Below are 15,927 nucleotides of genomic sequence, written 5' to 3'. Positions count from 1 at the left end.
CGGGCCCGGCCCGGCGGCCTCCTGGTCCGCACCGGTGCGGCTACGGGCGGCCGGCAGGGGGCGTTCCCGCCCCGCCCAGCGGCTCGCGGACCAGGGGACAGGACATGCAGCGCGGCCCGCCCCGGCCCGAGCCCAGCTCCGAGCTGGCGATCGGGATGACCTCGATGCCGGCCCGCTCCAGCTGCGCGTTGGTCTCGGTGTTGCGCTCGTAGCCCACGCAGAGCCGGGGCGCGATCGCCAGGGTGTTGTTGCCGTCGTCCCACTGCTCGCGTTCCGCGGTGACCGGGTCCAGGCCGGTGTCGATGACCCGGAGCTGGGGCAGGTCCATCGCGTCGGCGGCGGCCCGCAGGAACGGCGCCGGGCCGTCGACCCGCGGGTCCGCGCCGTCCGCGCCGGCGATGACGGTGTACGCCGACAGCGTGTGGGCGATGTTCGGGTACATCAGCACCGCGTCGACGTCCACCATCGTGCAGACGGTGTCCAGGTGCATGGTCGCCCGCTCCTGGGCGATCGGCACGACGAGGATCGTGTGCGCGAGCCCGGCGGCGAAGACCTGCCGGGCGAGGCGCTCCGCCCCGGCCGGGGTGGTCCGCTCGCCCACGCCGACGGCGAGCACCCCCGGCGCGAGGAGCAGCACGTCGCCGCCCTCCAGGTGCTCCAGGCCGGGCTGGTAGACGAGTTCCGTGCCGGCGAAGCGCGGGTGGTGCCGGTAGATGGCGTCGGTCAGCGTGGTCTCGCGCCGCCGCGCCGGCATCGCCAGGCTGGTCACCCCGACCCGGTCGCCGACCCAGAACGAGGAGTCCCGGGTGAACAGCAGGTTCGGCAGCGGGTCGATGACGAAGTCGTGCCGGTCCATCAGGGAGTAGACGAGACCGCCCGGCCGTTCCCGGCTGACCCGCAGCTCCTCGTGGGCCAGCCCCGCGATGAGCACGTCGGCGAGCGCCACCGGGTCGAGGTACGCGAGGTGCTCGGCGACCCGGGCCCGCAGCGAGTCGCCGAGCCTCGGCGAGCGGAGCACCTGCTCGGTGAGTTCGGCCCGCGCGTCGGCGACGGCGAGCGTCTCGGCGAGGAGGGTGGCGAGGTAGAGCACCTCGACCCCGCGCTCGCGCAGGGCGGCGGCGAAGGCGTCGTGCTCCTCCTGGGCGCGTCCGACCCAGGGGATCGCGTCGAACAGGAGCGAGTCGTTGTTGCGGGGGGTGAGCCGGGCGAGCTCGGGGCCGGGGCGGTGCAGGAGCACCGTACCGAGCCGACCGACTTCGCTGTCCACGTAGTGGGTCACCCTCGCAGCGTAGGGCAGGGTTTGGCGGCATCCGATAAAACAGGGGTGGATGAATATGGCATTCATCCGCACTCACTCCGGCGTTCCAACTTGCCGACACGGGGGACTGGCAACGTAGGGTAGTGAGGACATAACTTCGAGGGACCTTTTGCCGGAGGTCGCGATGACTGTCTTTCCCGCTCGTCGAGCCGTACCGTCCAGTCGGGCACTGCCGCCCGCAGCGGTGCCACATCCCCGCGTGGAGTCGCCGGGGGTGCTCGCACCCGTCCGTCCGTCCCCGTTGGAGTGGGCCCGCCGCCGTCGCGCGGAGCGGGGCGCCCGGCGGCTGGAGGCGGCCGGGGCACGGGCGCTCGGCCGGCTCGACCATCTCGGGCCCGCGTGGCACGTCATCGAGTGGCCCCGCACGGACGCGACCGACCTCCTGCTCGACCACGAACGCGACGAACGCGCAGGCTTCCTCGCCATCGGTCCGAGCGGGCTCTTCGCGGTCACCATCGCCGACCACGGCCGCGCCCGGGTGCTGGTCGCCGGCGACGTGGTCCAGATCAACGGGAAGCGGCCGCCCTACGTGGCCGAGGCCCGCCGCGACGCCAAGCGCGCCAGCAAGGCCCTCTCCGACGCGGTGGGGCTGCCGATCCCGGTGACGCCGGTGCTGACCTTCGTCGGCTCCGGCGTCATCAGCGTCTACGGCCTGCCGAAGGACTGCCTCATGGCCACCCACCGCGAGCTGGACCGCCTGCTCGTCGCCGGTGGGAGCCGGATCAGCCCGGCCACGGCCGAGAAGCTGTCCCGGGTCGCGCAGCACCCGGAGACCTGGCTGAACGGCGCATACCGGCCGGCCGCCGACTACCGGTGGTACGAGGGCGGCCGAACGGCCGCTGACAAGCCGGCCAACCGACGGTAACGTCACCGGCGACGCCACGCACCCGGGCGCCGGTCGGCACCCGTCGGCCGCGCCGTCGCCGGCCGCCTGGTCAGGGCATTCCCTCACCCAACCGGCGGCCCGGCGAGCCCGCGCGGTCGGCGACATCCGCGACGACCGGCTAGCGTGGACGGACCGTCGGTGTACATAGGAGGCGCGGTGGCCCACGTCGAACTCTCGCTCTCTGACGTGTTCGTGCCCACGGCGGGAACATCGACAGAGCAGGAGTTCGACAACCTCGGTCGGTGGTCGTCGACCGTCTTCAGCGCCGCCGAGCCGTGCCTGCTCATCGACGCCGGGACGAGGGTCGTCGCCGTCTCCACCGCCGGTTGCGAACTGCTCTGCCTGGGCGACCCGGAGGACGTGACGGGGCTGCCGCTGCTCGACGGCGGGCTGCGGCTGCTCGACTTCACCGCCAACCGCTGCGAGCTGACCGAGCCCGAGATCGACAAGATCCCGCCGCTGCTCGCCCTCTCCTCCGGGCGCCTGGCCCGGGGGCTGCTGCGGGTGCAGGGCGCGTCGGCCGACGCGTCGGACTCGACCGTCGACGCGATCTCCACCCCGGTGTTCACCAGGGGGACGGTCGCCGGTTCGCTCACGTTCTTCTCCCCGGTCTGACCAGCGGCGGGATGTGGCGTTCGCCGCACGCGGCGAATCTGGGGCGGGCCCGTGCCGAGGCCGTAAGGTGCCCTCATGCTCGATATCGCTCTGCTGCCGGGGAAGTACGCCGTCTGCCGCCTGGCCGCCGGCTCCGCCCTGCCGCCCGAGTTGTCGGGCGGGCTGAGCGACGGCGACGTCGTCACGGTGAGCTGGACGGCCGACGGGATCTCGCTGATCTGCCCCGCCGACCGGGCGCCCGAGCAGGCCGTCGGGGAGACCGCCTGGCGCTGCCTGCGGGTCGCCGAGCCGCTCGACCTGGCGGTCAGCGGTACCCTCGCCGCGCTGGTGGACCCGCTCGCCGCGGCCCGGGTCAGCGTGGTCGCCTTCTCCACCTACGACACCGACTACCTGCTGGTTCCCGCCGTACGGCTCCGCGAGGCGACAGCCGCGCTGGAACGGGCCGGCCATCGGGTCCTCGGCTGATCTTCACCCGGCCGCCGGTTGCTCCTAGGATGGGCTCGGCCTCCCGGCCGCAGTGACGCTCCCCGATGTCCCGAGGATCGGCCGTGCCGCCCACCCCCTCGCGCCACGACACCTCCGCCCGACCGTCCGGCCCCGCCGCCGGGCCCGGAGCGGGTCGGTCGCGCCCGCACCCCGACCGACCGGCCCCGCCGCCGTACGCCCGCCGGATCTCCGCCGTGCCGTACGCCCGACGGCTCGCGGCCGTCGCGCTGTTGGTCGCGGTGCCACTGGCCGGCTGCGGCACCCCGCCGGAGTTGCGCGAGCCCGCGCCGACCACCGCCCCGACCCGCACCGCGGTCCCCGCGACGTCCAGCGCCCCACCGACTCCCCCGTCCCCCACCGGCCTGCCGGGCACCGGGGCGGTCACCCCCACGCCCGATTCCGGCCTGGTGGCGGTCCCGTGCCCCGACGGCCCCTCCGGGGCGCGGATCGTGGACCTGGTGCGGGGCCGGGGCGGCGTGCTGCCGAACGGCGTCCGGGTCCGGGTGCGCACCGGGCCGCTCTGCGCCGGCGAGTGGCACTACACCGTGCTCGACGTGACCGGGCACGAGACGCTCCAGGTGGTCACGCAGGGCCGGCCGGGCGCTCCACGGCTGGTCACCGCCGGCACCGACGTCTGCACCGCCGAGGTCCGTGCCGCCGGGCCGCCCGGCATCCGGACGCGCGTCTGCGACGCCGGGTCGCTCGGCGTACCTGGTGCGTAGGCTGTCGCCATGCCGGGAACACCGCCGACGCGCTTCGTCTACCTCGGGCCGGAGGGCACCTTCGCCGAGCAGGCGTTGAACAGCATCCCCGCCGCCGAGCGGGGCAGCCGCACGCCGGCGCGCAGCGTGCCGGAGGCGCTGGAGAGTGTACGGGCCGGGGAGGCCGACGCGGCCCTGGTGCCGCTGGAGAACTCGATCGGCGGCGCGGTCGGGGTCACCTTGGACGAACTCGCCGAGGGCGAACCCCTGGTGATCACCCGCGAGGTGATCCTGCCGGTCGAGTTCGTGCTCGCCGCGCGGCCCGGCACGGCCCTTCCGCACGTACGCAGCGTCGCCGCCCACCCGCAGGCGTCCACCCAGTGCCGTGGCTGGCTGCGCGCGCACCTGCCCGACGCCGTCGTGGTCGACGTGCTCTCCAACGGCGCGGCGGCCGCCGGAGCCGCCGCCGGCGAGTACGACGCGGCGATCTGCGCCCCGATCGGGGCCGGCCGGCACCGGCTCGCCGTGCTCGCCGACAAGATCGCCGACCACCCGGACGCGGTGACCCGCTTCGCACTGGTGTCCCGTCCCGGGCCGCCCCCGCCGCCGACCGGCGACGACGTGACGTCCCTGGCGGTCTACATCGCGCACGACCGGGTGGGCGCGTTGCTGTCGGTGCTGATGGAGCTGGCCGTCCGGGGGGTCAACATGAGCCGGATCGAGTCCCGTCCGACCGGCGAGGCCCTCGGCCGCTACGTCTTCTTCCTCGACTGCGCCGGCCACGTGGCGGACGTACGGCTCGGCGAGGCGTTGCAGGGGTTGCGCCGGGTCTGCGCCGACGTGCGTTTCCTGGGCTCGTACCCCCGGCAGCGGTTCCCCGGGGCGGGCGACCGCCCGATCCCGGCCCCGGCGGGCCTCTCGGACACCGACTATGCCGACGCCGCCGCCTGGCTGGCCCGCCTCCGCGCCGGCGACCTGACCTGAGCGCGGCCCCGGCACGACTCCCGCCGCCGACGGCGGTCCGGAAACGACGCGACCCGCACCGCCGACGGCGAGCAAGGCACGGCACGGCACGGCGCTCATCGCCGACGGCGGGCCCGAACCGGCACGGCCCGCACCACCGACGGCGGGCCCGCAACGGCACCGCCCCCGGCCGGCGTCGGGTCCGGCGGGGCCGGGCGATCGCGGTGCGGGGGCGGTGGCGGGGTGGCGCGGGTCAGCTCAGCAGGCCGCCGAGCAGACCGCCCTGCTGCTCCTGGGTGCCGCTGCCCATGATCGGCGGCTCCTCGGAGGGCTGGACGACGACGAAGCCCTGACCGGCGAAGCTCATCGTGAACGACTCGCCGGTGCGCCGGCCGAGCAGCGTGCCGAGGCCGAGCTGCTCGGCGCGGTGGTAGCCGGTCTGGAGGTTGGCCGACCAGCAGACCGCGGCCTGCGGGTCCACGTAGGTGGGCGCGTCGACGTTGAGCACCACCGGGGTGCCCTTGGTGGTGATGGCGATCCGCCCGTGCCCGCTGAAGACGCAGTTGAACAGGCCCGACGAGGATGCCATGCCGGCCCCGCCGACCATCCGGATGTCGTACTGGAGGGTGGAGTCGAAGGCCAGCACGCTGGAACCGTTGATCGAGAGCGCGTCGCCGGGCTCCAGGTCGATGACGTGCACGTCCTTGGCGAAGTCGGCGAGGAAGACGTCACCCCGGCCGGAGACCTTCATCAGCGGGACGCCCTCGCCGGTGAGCTTCTGCTTCAGGAACTTGCCGAGCCCGCCGGAGCCGAGCGCCTGGAACTGCACCTGCCCCTGGTAGGCGACCATCGACCCGGCCCGGGCCATCGCCTCGCCGTTGAGTTCGATCTTCAGCATCTTGGAGTTCTGCAGCCGCATGCCGGGCTGCGCGGACTCCTTCTCAAGGTTCTCCGCCGAGAACAGCTCGCTGCGCATGGAAGTGCCTCCTGAGTTCGTGGTACCTGGACCGACGGTAGGCGACCGCGGCAACCGCCGACCACCGGCCGACCGGCCCTGCCACGCCCCGTTAGCCCCAGCCCAGCTCGTGCAGGCGGGCGTCGTCGATGCCGAAGTGGTGGGCGATCTCGTGCACCACCGTCACCGCGACCTCGTCGACGACGTCCTCGTCGTCGTCGCAGATGCGCAGGATCGGGTTGCGGTAGATCAGGATGCGGTCCGGCAGCACGCCGGCGTAGTCCCAGCCCCGTTCGGTGAGGGCGTGCCCCTCGTAGAGGCCGAGCAGGTCCTCGCCGGGGGGTGGGTCGTCCTCCACCAGGATCACGACGTTGCTCATCAGGGCGAGGAGTTCCTCGGGCACCTCGTCGAGCGCGTCGCCGACCAGCTCCTCGAAGCGCTCGCGACTCATCTCCACCGGCACCCCGCCCATTCTGCCCGACGACCCGGCCCGCCCGCGCCGGCCGAGAGGGCGGACCGCCACGGGAAGGTCCTTCCCGTGGCGGTCGAGAGCGAGGATGCGGACGGTCAGGAGGCGAGGCGGGCGGTCAGGCTGATCTGGGCGCCCGGGGAGAGCAGGCGGGAGATCGGGCAGTTCTCCTTGGCGGTCTCCGCGAGCTTGGTGAACTGCGCCTCGTCCATGCCGGGCACCTGGCCGACGGTGTCCAGCTCGATGCGGGTCACCGTCATCCCGGCGTCGGTCTTGTCGAGGTGGACCTTGGCGGTGGTCTCCACGGAGGTGGGGGGAGAACCGGCCTCGGCGAGCGCCTTGGAGAACGCCATCGAGAAGCATCCGGCGTGGGCCGCCCCGATCAACTCCTCGGGGTTGGTGCCCTCGCCCTCCTCGAAACGGGACTTGAAGGAGTAGTTCCCCTGCAACCCGCCCTTGCCGGTGCGGATGGTGCCGGACCCCTCGGTGAGGTTGCCCTGCCACTGTGCGGAAGCGGTACGGATAGGCATGCACCCGACGCTAGCCCACCGGCCACGAGCCGGCGACCGTTCACGCTCCGCGTCGCCGGGTGCGTACTGTGTCATGATTCGGGGCAGGCCCGCGAACGCGGAAGGGTGGCCGATGTCCCAGGATTCCCCCATTCCCCGGCAGGAACACCGGTCCGACGGTGCGGCCGTCCTGGAGTGGGGCACAGCGGAGCCGGCCGGGCCGCGCCGGTTCGGGCGTACGTTCTCCGGCCTGGGCCGGGACCGCCGACTGCCGGTGTTGCTCGCGGGGCTCGCCGCGGTGGCCGCCCTCGCCTCGATGCTCGGCGAGTGGCAGATCATGACGATCCCCAACGGCGGGCCGCAGGGCAACACGCCGCTGCGGGTGCCGGGCGGGGTGTCCGACATCGGCGGCTTCGGGGTGGGCTACCTGGTCGGGCTGTTCGCCCTGGTCTGCGCGGTGGTGCTCGCGCTGCGCGGCACTGGCGCGGTACGCCCGAACGCCCGGCTCGCCGGGCTGGCCCTGGCCGTGGCGCTGCTGGGGCTGCTGGTCGCGACCGCCGCCTCGCTGGACGAGGCCGCGCAGCGGGTCTTCTTCTACTCCACGGACGACGGGTTCCAGGTCGAGTACGGCCGGGGCCTGGTGACGGCGTTCGTGGCCTGTGCCCTGTTCGCGGCGGCGCTGAAGCTGGCCCCGGCCGGCGCCGCCCCGCCCGCCGGGAAGGCCGACGAGGGGCGGGAGGCGGACGACGCCGACGACCCGGAGCCGGTGGGCTGGCGTCGCCGCAGGGCGCGGGACATGGCGGACGACGGCCCGCCCGCGCCGGCCGACCTCACCGTCGGGCCGGCCATCCCCTTCGCCCGCCCCGAGCTCCGGGACTGACCCGGCTCCACTCCGGTCCGCACGGCCGCCCGGCCCGGCGCGCCCGCTCGACCCGACGAGGCCCGGCCCGCCCAGCCCGGCCCGGCCCGACCCGGTGGAAGGTCCCGGACGGGGGACATCGGCGGGCCGTCGTCCGTTGGCACGGCATTCGCCGGAACGCCATGGCCGGTGCCCCTTTCGCGAGGTACGTTTGCTGCCCGCCGTCACTCGGGGTCGAGGCACCGAGGACCGAGACGGCTGGCTGCGACGGCGGCGGGCGAAGGAGGAACGATGACCCGCCCGGGGCTGCCCAAGCTGATCGCCACGGATCTCGACGGCACGCTCGTCCGCAGCGACGAGACCGTCTCCGCGTACACCCACGAGGTGCTCGACCGGGTGCGGGCCGCCGGGATCCCGGTGGTCGGCGCCACCGGTCGCGGGCCCCGGCTGGCCGAACTGACCCGCAACGACATCCGCGCCGCGGACTTCCTGGTGATGGCCGGCGGCGGCCGGGTGGTCGACCAGAGCGACCCGGCCGGGCCGGTGGTGCTGCGCGACGAGCGCCTCTCCGCCGAGGTGCTGGCCACGCTGCTGGCCGACCTGGAGACGACCGTCGGGCCGCTGACGGTGATGGTCGAGGCGTCGGACGAGCACGACGCCCCGCTCTGGGGCGACTACCACGCGAGCTGGCCCTACCAGGACGCGTTCGAGACGCGCAGCCGCGCCGAGTGCCTCTCCTGCGACGTGATCAAGGCTTTCGTCCGGACCGCCGACCACCACGTCGACGAACTGCTCGAGGTCGCCCGGCAGATCGTCCCGCCGGAGGTGGCCACCCTCACCCAGGCCGGGCTGGACTTCGTCGAGATCTGCCCGCCGGGGGTGGACAAGTCCACCGGGCTCACCGTGGTGGCGCAGCGCCTCGGCGTCGACCCGGCCGAGGTGCTGGTCTTCGGGGACATGCCCAACGACCTGCCGATGTTCGAGTGGGCCGGCTGGGCCCGGGTCGCGGTCTCCAACGCCCACCCGACCGTCCGTGCCCTCGCCGACGAGGTCACCCTGCGCAACGACGACGACGGGGTGGCGGTGTACCTCGATCGGCTACTGTCCCGCTGATGGGAGAGGCACCACGGCTGATCGCCACCGACATCGACGGCACCCTGCTCCGGGACGACCGCACGCTCAGCCCGCACACCGCCGAGGTGCTGGCCCGGCTCTCCGCGCGGGGCACGCCGGTCGTGCTGGTCACCGGCCGTCCCATCCGCTGGTTGAAGATGGTGTACGAGCAGCTCGCCGAGCCGCTGCCGGCGATCTGCGCCAACGGCGCGGTGGTCTACGACCCGGTCGCCGACGAGGTGCTGCGGGCCGACCCCCTCGCCCCGCAACTGCTCGCCGAGGTGGCCCGGCGGCTGCGCGCCGAGGTGCCCGAGGTCAGCTTCGCGGTCGAGATCGTCGACAGCCGGCAGATGCGGCACGAGGCGCACTACCCGCTGCGCTGGGACGCCGACCACGACGCGATCCGGGCGGTCGAGACCCCCGAGGAGCTGCTGGCGGCGCCGGCGGTGAAGCTGCTGGCCCGCTCGGCGGAGCAGGATCCCGACGCGTTCGTCGCGCTGGTTGCCGCCGCCCTGGAAGGGCTGGCGGAGGCGACCCACTCGTCGTACTCGGGGCTGGTGGAGATCTCCGCGTCCGGCGTGACGAAGGCGGCCGGCCTGGCGTGGTACTGCGCGCGGCTGGGCATCGACGCCCGGGACGTGCTCGCCTTCGGCGACATGCCCAACGACGTACCCATGCTGACCTGGGCCGGGCGGGGAGTGGCCGTGGCGAACGCGCACCGCGCCGTCCTGGAGATCGCCGACGAGGTCACGGCGGCGAACTCGGCGGACGGCGTGGCGGCGTACCTGGAAAAGGTCTTCGGGGTGGGGTGAGCGGCCGGCCGGGGTCCCCGGCCGGCCGGACGGTCAGAGGTACTGGCCGGTGCTGTGGCCCTCGCCGCCCTGCGGCGGCTGGCCCATCCCCGGCATGCCCGGCAGCATGCCGGCGCCCGGGCCGCTCGGCAGCGCCTGCCGGCCGGAGCGCATCTGCTCCAGCTGCACGCGGGCGGCCATCTGCTGCGCGACCAGGGCCGCCTGGATGCCGTGGAACAGGCCCTCCAGCCAGCCGACGAGCTGGGCGTGTGCGATGCGCAGCTCGCCCTCGCTGGGCGCCTTCTCCTCGGTGAAGGGCAGCGAGATGCGCTCCAGCTCCTCGCGCAGCTCGGGGGCGAGCCCCTCCTTCAGCTCGACGATCGACCGCTCGTGGATCTCCCGCATCCGGTGCCGGCTGGCGTCGTCGAGCGGGGCGGCCTTGACCTCCTCCAGCAGCTGCTTGATCATGCTGCCGATCCGCATCACCTTGGCCGGCTGCTCGACCAGTCGGGTCGGGTCCTCGCCGTGTGCCTCGTCGGTCTGCACGGTGCCGACGGGCCGCCCGTCCGGGCCCACCACCACCACCGTTCCGGAGCGACCGGTGCCATCCTGGCCCGGCTCGTCGTTCTGTCCAGCGGAGTGCGCTTCGGTCATGGCAACCATCTTTACCCAGCCGCGAGCGCCCATGCGTCCGGGGACCGATCCCCGACCTCGGATCCACGCGTGATCCGCGCTACGGTCGCGCCATGCCCGCCGACCCCCGCGACGTGCTCAGCCGGCCCACCGCGGCCCCCGACGTCACCGTCTTCTACGGCGACCATCCGGACCAGGTCGCCGACCTGCGCGTTCCCGCCGGGACGGGCCCGGCCCGACGGCTGGTCGTGGTGGTGCACGGCGGCTTCTGGCGGGCCGAGTACGACCGCCGGCACACCGACCCGCTGGCCGTCGGGCTGGCCGCGCTGGGCCACCCGGTGGCCCAGGTGGAGTACCGGCGGACGGGACAGCCGGGCGGCGGCTGGCCGGCGACGCTGACCGACGTGCTGACCGGCGTGACGGAGCTGCCCCGGCTCGCGGCCGAGGCGCTGCCCGGCCGCGTCGCCGCCGGGCCGCCGCTGCTGGTGGGTCACTCGGCCGGGGGACACCTGGCGTTGTACGTGGCCGCGACCGCCCCGGCCGCCGTCGGCGGCGTGCTGGCGCTGGCCCCGGTGTCGAACCTCGCGGAGGCGTACCGGCTGGATCTGGACGAGGGGGCGGTGGCCGCGCTGCTCGGCGGCGGACCGGCGGAGCACCCCGAGCGGTACGCCGAGGCGGATCCACGATTGTCGGTGCCAACACCAACACGCACAGTAGTCGCGCACGGTGCACTGGATGAGCAGGTGCCCATCGCGATGAGTCGGGAGTTCGTGGCGGCCGGCCGCGCCGCGGGTGGCGATATCGCCCTTCTTGAGCTGCCAGAATGCGAGCATTTCGGGCTCATCGATCCGGAGTCGGCGGCGTGGCCGCAGATCACGGCTGCTTTCCGATCCCTCCAGGAAGATCGTTAGGCATTGACGCAGCGTCGCTGACCGGGTAGAACGCCGAGGGGGCGTGATCCGCCCTGCAACGCTCCCCCGGAAGGAACTCGGTGTCGCAGATGAACCGCAGGCGGGCCCTCCAACTCCTGGCCGCTCTCGGTACGGCCGGACTGGTCGCCGGATGCGGCACCGACGACGCCGACGGCGAGTCGGCCAGCCCCGGAAGCCCCATCAAGATCGGCCTCGTGGCGCCGACCAGCGGCGGCCTCAAGGCGATCGGCGATGAGATCACCAACGGCTTCCAGCTCTTCCTCGACCTCAACGAGAAGCTGCTGGGTGGGCACCCGACCACCCTGCTCACCGCCGACGAGGGCGAGAGCGTCAAGACCGGCAAGGCGGCCGTCGAAGGGCTGCTCAAGCAGGGCGTACTCGCCCTCACCGGCGTGGTCGACGCGAACGTCATGTCCGGCATCCGGGACACCGTCGAGCAGGCCCGGGTGCCCCTGATCGGCTCCAACGCCTCGCCGTCCAGCCTCCAGAGCGTCGTCTACATCTGGCGGACGTCGTACGTGCTGGACGAGGCGGGCCGGGCACTCGGTCGCTACCTGCGCGAACAGCTGCCGGACTCGGCACGGCTGGCGATCATCGCGCCGGACAGCGTCCCCGCCCAGGACGTCATCCGGGGCTTCCGGCAGGAGTTCGGCGAGTCCGACCCCCGGATCAAGGACGCCACGGTCTCCACGGGCGTCCACACCAACCCGTCGAAGTCCGCGTACCGGGCCGACATCCGCACGGCGCTGGGCCGCAACCCGTCGGCGGTGTTCTGCTTCTTCGCCGGGCCGGCGGCCGTCGAGTTCATCAAGCAGCTGCGCATCGAGGGGTTCACCGGCAAGGTGTACGCCCCCGGCTTCCTCACCGAGGGCGCGGTGCTCAGCAGCGTCAAGGCCGAGGACGCGCTGGGCATCCAGACGGCCCTCAACTACTCGTCCGACCTCAACAACACGGCCAACCGCCGGTTCGCCTCCGCGTACCGCAAGAAGCACGGCACCTCGCCCACCACCTACGCGATGGCCTCGTACGACGCCGCGCAGGTGCTCGACCAGGCGATCCGGATCGCGGGCGGTTCACCCAACCCGCAGCAGGTCAACCTGGCCCTCGGCAAGATCGGCCAGATCGACAGCCCGCGCGGGCTGTGGCAGTTCAACCAGCCCCGTACGCCGCAGCAGAAGTGGTACCTGCGCGAGGTGCAGCTCGACGGCCAGGTCCTCTCGAACGTCCTGGTGACCGAACTGGCCACCCTGGGCTGACCCACCCGCCCACCGTGGGGTGGGCGGGTGGGGCGGCACGGCGGAAGTGGGTCAGGAGCGGAGTTCGGCGATGCAGCACTTCACGCTGCCGCCGCCCTTCTTCAGCTCGGCCAGCTCGACCGGGACCGGGTGGTAGCCGGTCGCCTTCAGCTTCCCGGCCAGCCGGGTCGCCTCGCTGTTGAGCACCACGTTGAGCCCGTCGCTGACCAGGTTGAGGCCGAAGGACAGAGCGTCCTCGGCGTCGGCGACCACCGCGTCGGGGAAGAGCTGGGTGAGCACCCGCTGGCTGGCGGCGGAGAAGGCGCCCGGGTAGTAGACGACGTTCTCGTCGTCGATGGAGGCGAGCGCGACGTCCAGGTGGTAGAAGCGCGGATCGACCAGGCGCAGCGACACCACGGGCCGGCCCAGCGCCTCCTGCGCCTCCGCGTGCGCCGGCAGCTCGGTACGGAAGCCGTGCCCGGCGAGGATCAGCCCACCGTGCGCCTCCGGCAGGTACGCGAAGTCGCCCTCGCCCTCGTTGGTCTCGATCGGCGCGATGAACCGCCAGCCCCGCGACTCGTAGAAGGCCCGGTGGGCGGCGGCCTCGGCGGCCCGCTGCTCGTGCTTGAACTGCGCGCCGTAGACCGAGCCGTCGACCACGAACGCCCCGTTGGCGGCGTAGACCATGTCGGGCAGGCCCCGCTCGGGCGTCAGCAGGTGCACGTCGTGGCCGAGGCCGACCAGGGTCTCCCGCAGCCGGTCCCACTGCTTGACCGCAAGCTCCGAGTCGACCGGGGTGGACACGTCCATCCACGGGTTGATCGCGTACTCGACCGCGAAGTGCTCGGGCGAGCACATGAGATATGTCCGCTTTCGCGGGACTCGCTGCTGGTTCACGGTGACCAAGGGTAGGTACCCTCGAACTTTGGTAACAGCCACAACCGTTGCTTCCCAAAGGCGGAACGTTGCAGATAGACGCCGTAGACCAGCGGATCATTGCGTTGCTCGTCGCGGACGCCCGCGCCTCGTACGCGGACATCGGCCAGCGGGTGTCGCTCTCCGCCCCGGCGGTCAAGCGGCGGGTCGACCGGCTGCGGTCGGCCGGCGTGATCCGGGGCTTCACCGCCGTCGTCGACCCCGCCGCCGTCGGCTGGACCACGGAGGCGTTCGTCGAGTTGTTCTGCGCCGGGCGGACCACGCCGGCGCAGATCGGGGTGGCCACCCGCCGGCACCCCGAGGTGGTGGGCGCGTACACCGTCTCGGGCGAGGCCGACGCGCTCGTACACCTGCGGGCCGCCGACATCGCGCACCTGGAGGCGGCGTTGGAGCGGCTGCGGGCCGAGCCCTTCGTGACCTCGACCCGGAGCACCATCGTGCTCTCCCGGCTGGTCGAGTCCCCCGGCGTCGGTCCCTCCCCCCGCTGACCCGCGCGGGCCGCCGGAGGGACGGCACCCGGGAGAAGCGGCACGGAAGGGCGGAGGAAGGCCGGAACCGCCCGGCGGCCGGGCGCGTCGAACCGCCCATGACACGGGGAGCCCCCATCTTCGCGGTCGGCACGCTGGCCGCGCTCACCCTGCTCGGCGGCAGCGCGATCCCGGCGGTGCCGCCCGATCCGCCGGGCCCCGGGCAGCCGACGGCCGCTCCCGTCCTGGTCTCCTACGACTCCTGCGCCGAGGCGCTGGCCGGGCTCCGCGCCGCCGCCGCAGCCTCCGTCGGCCCGTGGGGCTTCGGTGACGGCTGGCGTACGGGGGCCGCCTTCAGCGAGGCCGCGAAGGGCGCGTCCGGGTCCCGGGCATCGGCCCAGTCCGCCCAGCCCGCGCAGGAGCACTCCACGACCAACGTGCACGAGGCCGGCGCCGACGAGCCGGACCTCGTCAAGACCGACGGGCGGCGGATCGTGACCGTCACCCGGGGCGTGCTGCGGGTGGTGGACCCGGCCGCCCGGCGGGAGACCGGCCGCCTCGACCTCACGCGGACGATGCCGGAGCTGAGCTGGGGGGAGCAGGCCAACCTGCTGCTGCACGGCGACCGGGCGCTGGTGCTGACGCAGGTCGGCCCGGAGATGCAGCCGGGGACCCGTGGCGCGCGGCCCCGCACCGCGCCGCACCTGATCCTGGTCGACCTCGCGGGCGCGCCACGGGTGCTCGGCACCTACCGGATGGACGGCAACCTCGTCGACGCCCGGCAGACCGGGTCCACCGCGCGGGTCGTGGTCCGCACCCGCCCCCGGCTGGTCTTCCCGTACGCCGACCGGGGCACCGACGCGACGCGGACCGCCGCCAACCGCGCGGTGATCGCCGCCGCCGGGGTGGAGGCGTGGCTGCCGGCGTACGAGTGGACGGCCGGGGCGGAGCGGCACGCCGGCCGGGTCGAGTGCGACCGGCTGAGCCGGCCCCCCGCCTGGTCCGGTACGTCGATGCTGACCGTGCTGAGCTTCGACCTCGGCGGCGACCGGCTCGGTGACGGCGATCCGGTCAGCGTCGCCGCCGACGCGACCACCGTCTACGGCACCGGGTCCAGCCTCTACCTCGCCGGGGAGCGGCCGGAGACGACCCGGCCCGGCCCGCCGCGCGGGGGTGTCCGGCGGCCGGTCCCGCAGGTCACCGAGATCCACCGGTTCGACACCGGCACGCCCGGGCGCCCCCGCTACGTGGCCTCCGGCTCGGTGCCCGGCTCACTCGTCAACCAGTACGCGCTCTCGGAGTGGCAGGGGCACCTGCGGGTGGCCACCACCACCGGCGACACGTGGGGCGCCCGCCCCACCTCCGAGTCGGCCGTCCACGTGCTGCGCCCCGACGGGGGCACGCTGGTCCGTACGGGCGCGGTCACCGGCCTCGGTCCCGGGGAGCGGATCTTCTCCGTGCGCTTCCTCGGCGGCTCCGCGTACGTGGTCACGTTCCGGCTCACCGACCCGCTCTACGCGGTCGACCTGACCGACCCGACCGCGCCCCGGGTCACCGGCGAGCTGAAGATCACCGGGTACTCGGCGTACCTGCACCCGCTGCCCGAGGGCCGGCTGCTCGGGGTGGGCCAGGAGGCCGACCGGCGGGGGCGGACGCAGGGGCTCCAGGTGTCACTGTTCGACGTCCGCGACCCGGCCCGTCCGAGCCGACTCGACCAGTGGCACGTGCCGAGGGCGTACTCCGCGCTGGAGCACGACACGCACGCCTTCCTGCACCACCCGGAGACGGGCCTGGTGGCGCTCCCGGTCGGCGACGACGTACGCCTGCTGCGGGTGTCCGGGACCGACATCGGCGAGGTCGGCACGGTCTCCCACACCGGCCCGTCGGGCCCGGTGCTGCGGTCGCTGCTGGTCGGGGACGTGCTCTGGACCGTCTCCGCCGCCGGCCTGCGGGCCACCGACCCGGCCACCGCCCGGAGCCTCGACTGGCTCCCCGTGACCTGATCCTCCCTCCCCGGCGGGTGGGGCCCGGTTTCTCGGGGTTTCCGGGCTCCACCCGC

At 73.9% G+C, this 15,927-nt stretch carries 18 protein-coding genes; 12 read left to right on the top strand and 6 right to left on the bottom strand.

Annotated elements, in window-relative coordinates; translation table 11 throughout:
• Positions 1-40 precede the first annotated feature (40 nt).
• Entirely contained in the window at positions 41-1,279 is a 1,239-nt protein-coding gene (locus AC5L34_RS07085; protein ID WP_101413382.1) for an arginine deiminase, read from the bottom strand.
• Between the two features lie 163 nt (positions 1,280-1,442).
• Between AC5L34_RS07085 and AC5L34_RS07080 the strand changes: the two genes are divergently transcribed.
• From AC5L34_RS07080 to pheA, 5 genes are all read left to right on the top strand, one after another.
• Positions 1,443-2,183: a hypothetical protein gene (locus AC5L34_RS07080; protein ID WP_363622966.1), complete on the top strand. Its 741-nt coding sequence runs from the start codon at positions 1,443-1,445 to the stop codon at positions 2,181-2,183.
• 177 nt (positions 2,184-2,360) lie between these two features.
• The gene (locus AC5L34_RS07075; protein WP_494824126.1) at positions 2,361-2,819 is read left to right on the top strand and encodes a hypothetical protein; all 459 of its coding nucleotides are present in this window, start codon (positions 2,361-2,363) and stop codon (positions 2,817-2,819) included.
• A gap of 75 nt (positions 2,820-2,894) precedes the next feature.
• Positions 2,895-3,284 carry an ACT domain-containing protein gene (locus AC5L34_RS07070; RefSeq protein WP_089002865.1) on the top strand — a complete coding sequence of 130 codons (390 nt, stop codon included), beginning with the start codon at positions 2,895-2,897 and terminating at the stop codon, positions 3,282-3,284.
• A gap of 65 nt (positions 3,285-3,349) precedes the next feature.
• A complete protein-coding gene (locus AC5L34_RS07065) occupies positions 3,350-4,027 on the top strand; it encodes a hypothetical protein (protein ID WP_441173972.1) in 678 nt (225 codons plus the stop codon).
• Between the two features lie 9 nt (positions 4,028-4,036).
• On the top strand, positions 4,037-4,990 hold the full coding sequence (gene pheA, locus AC5L34_RS07060) for a prephenate dehydratase (RefSeq protein ID WP_441173971.1): 954 nt from the start codon (positions 4,037-4,039) through the stop codon (positions 4,988-4,990).
• 232 nt (positions 4,991-5,222) lie between these two features.
• On the opposite strand, the gene AC5L34_RS07055 is transcribed toward pheA, so the two are convergent.
• The 3 genes from AC5L34_RS07055 to AC5L34_RS07045 all read right to left on the bottom strand — a co-directional run bounded on the left by AC5L34_RS07055 (position 5,223) and on the right by AC5L34_RS07045 (position 6,923).
• Positions 5,223-5,945 (bottom strand): AIM24 family protein, encoded by a 723-nt coding sequence (locus AC5L34_RS07055; RefSeq protein WP_494824125.1) that lies wholly within the window; start codon positions 5,943-5,945, stop codon positions 5,223-5,225.
• A 91-nt stretch (positions 5,946-6,036) separates the two neighbouring features.
• Positions 6,037-6,381, bottom strand: coding sequence for a metallopeptidase family protein (locus tag AC5L34_RS07050; RefSeq protein WP_172896728.1), 345 nt, complete (start codon positions 6,379-6,381; stop codon positions 6,037-6,039).
• 110 nt (positions 6,382-6,491) lie between these two features.
• Positions 6,492-6,923: an OsmC family protein gene (locus tag AC5L34_RS07045; protein WP_441173969.1), complete on the bottom strand. Its 432-nt coding sequence runs from the start codon at positions 6,921-6,923 to the stop codon at positions 6,492-6,494.
• 112 nt (positions 6,924-7,035) lie between these two features.
• Between AC5L34_RS07045 and AC5L34_RS07040 the strand changes: the two genes are divergently transcribed.
• From AC5L34_RS07040 to AC5L34_RS07030, 3 genes are all read left to right on the top strand, one after another.
• Positions 7,036-7,782 carry a hypothetical protein gene (locus tag AC5L34_RS07040; protein WP_441173968.1) on the top strand — a complete coding sequence of 249 codons (747 nt, stop codon included), beginning with the start codon at positions 7,036-7,038 and terminating at the stop codon, positions 7,780-7,782.
• A gap of 270 nt (positions 7,783-8,052) precedes the next feature.
• Positions 8,053-8,874 carry an HAD family hydrolase gene (locus AC5L34_RS07035; RefSeq protein WP_441173967.1) on the top strand — a complete coding sequence of 274 codons (822 nt, stop codon included), beginning with the start codon at positions 8,053-8,055 and terminating at the stop codon, positions 8,872-8,874.
• Positions 8,874-9,686, top strand: coding sequence for an HAD family hydrolase (locus AC5L34_RS07030; protein WP_441173966.1), 813 nt, complete (start codon positions 8,874-8,876; stop codon positions 9,684-9,686). Before AC5L34_RS07035 ends, AC5L34_RS07030 begins: the two co-directional genes overlap by 1 nt.
• A gap of 33 nt (positions 9,687-9,719) precedes the next feature.
• Here the strand turns inward: AC5L34_RS07030 and AC5L34_RS07025 are convergent, their stop codons facing one another.
• On the bottom strand, positions 9,720-10,328 hold the full coding sequence (locus AC5L34_RS07025) for a bacterial proteasome activator family protein (protein WP_441173965.1): 609 nt from the start codon (positions 10,326-10,328) through the stop codon (positions 9,720-9,722).
• An 83-nt stretch (positions 10,329-10,411) separates the two neighbouring features.
• Here AC5L34_RS07025 and AC5L34_RS07020 point away from each other — a divergent pair, with 83 nt between their 5' ends.
• Both AC5L34_RS07020 and AC5L34_RS07015 read left to right on the top strand, forming a co-directional pair.
• The gene (locus AC5L34_RS07020; RefSeq protein ID WP_494824122.1) at positions 10,412-11,209 is read left to right on the top strand and encodes an alpha/beta hydrolase family protein; all 798 of its coding nucleotides are present in this window, start codon (positions 10,412-10,414) and stop codon (positions 11,207-11,209) included.
• Between the two features lie 80 nt (positions 11,210-11,289).
• Complete coding sequence (locus AC5L34_RS07015) at positions 11,290-12,486, top strand: ABC transporter substrate-binding protein (protein WP_441173963.1); 1,197 nt, start codon at positions 11,290-11,292, stop codon at positions 12,484-12,486.
• Between the two features lie 51 nt (positions 12,487-12,537).
• Here AC5L34_RS07015 and ddaH read toward each other — a convergent pair whose 3' ends face one another.
• On the bottom strand, positions 12,538-13,371 hold the full coding sequence (ddaH, locus tag AC5L34_RS07010; protein ID WP_494824121.1) for a dimethylargininase: 834 nt from the start codon (positions 13,369-13,371) through the stop codon (positions 12,538-12,540).
• 59 nt (positions 13,372-13,430) lie between these two features.
• Between ddaH and AC5L34_RS07005 the strand changes: the two genes are divergently transcribed.
• A complete protein-coding gene (locus AC5L34_RS07005; RefSeq protein ID WP_089002854.1) occupies positions 13,431-13,889 on the top strand; it encodes an Lrp/AsnC family transcriptional regulator in 459 nt (152 codons plus the stop codon).
• Between the two features lie 98 nt (positions 13,890-13,987).
• On the top strand, positions 13,988-15,871 hold the full coding sequence (locus tag AC5L34_RS07000) for a beta-propeller domain-containing protein (RefSeq protein ID WP_441173961.1): 1,884 nt from the start codon (positions 13,988-13,990) through the stop codon (positions 15,869-15,871).
• Positions 15,872-15,927: the final 56 nt, after the last annotated feature.

This window comes from Micromonospora sp. ZG13 (assembly GCF_059359355.1).
Note: the sequence above shows the minus strand (reverse complement) of the source record. Positions and strands in the feature narration are given on the sequence as shown.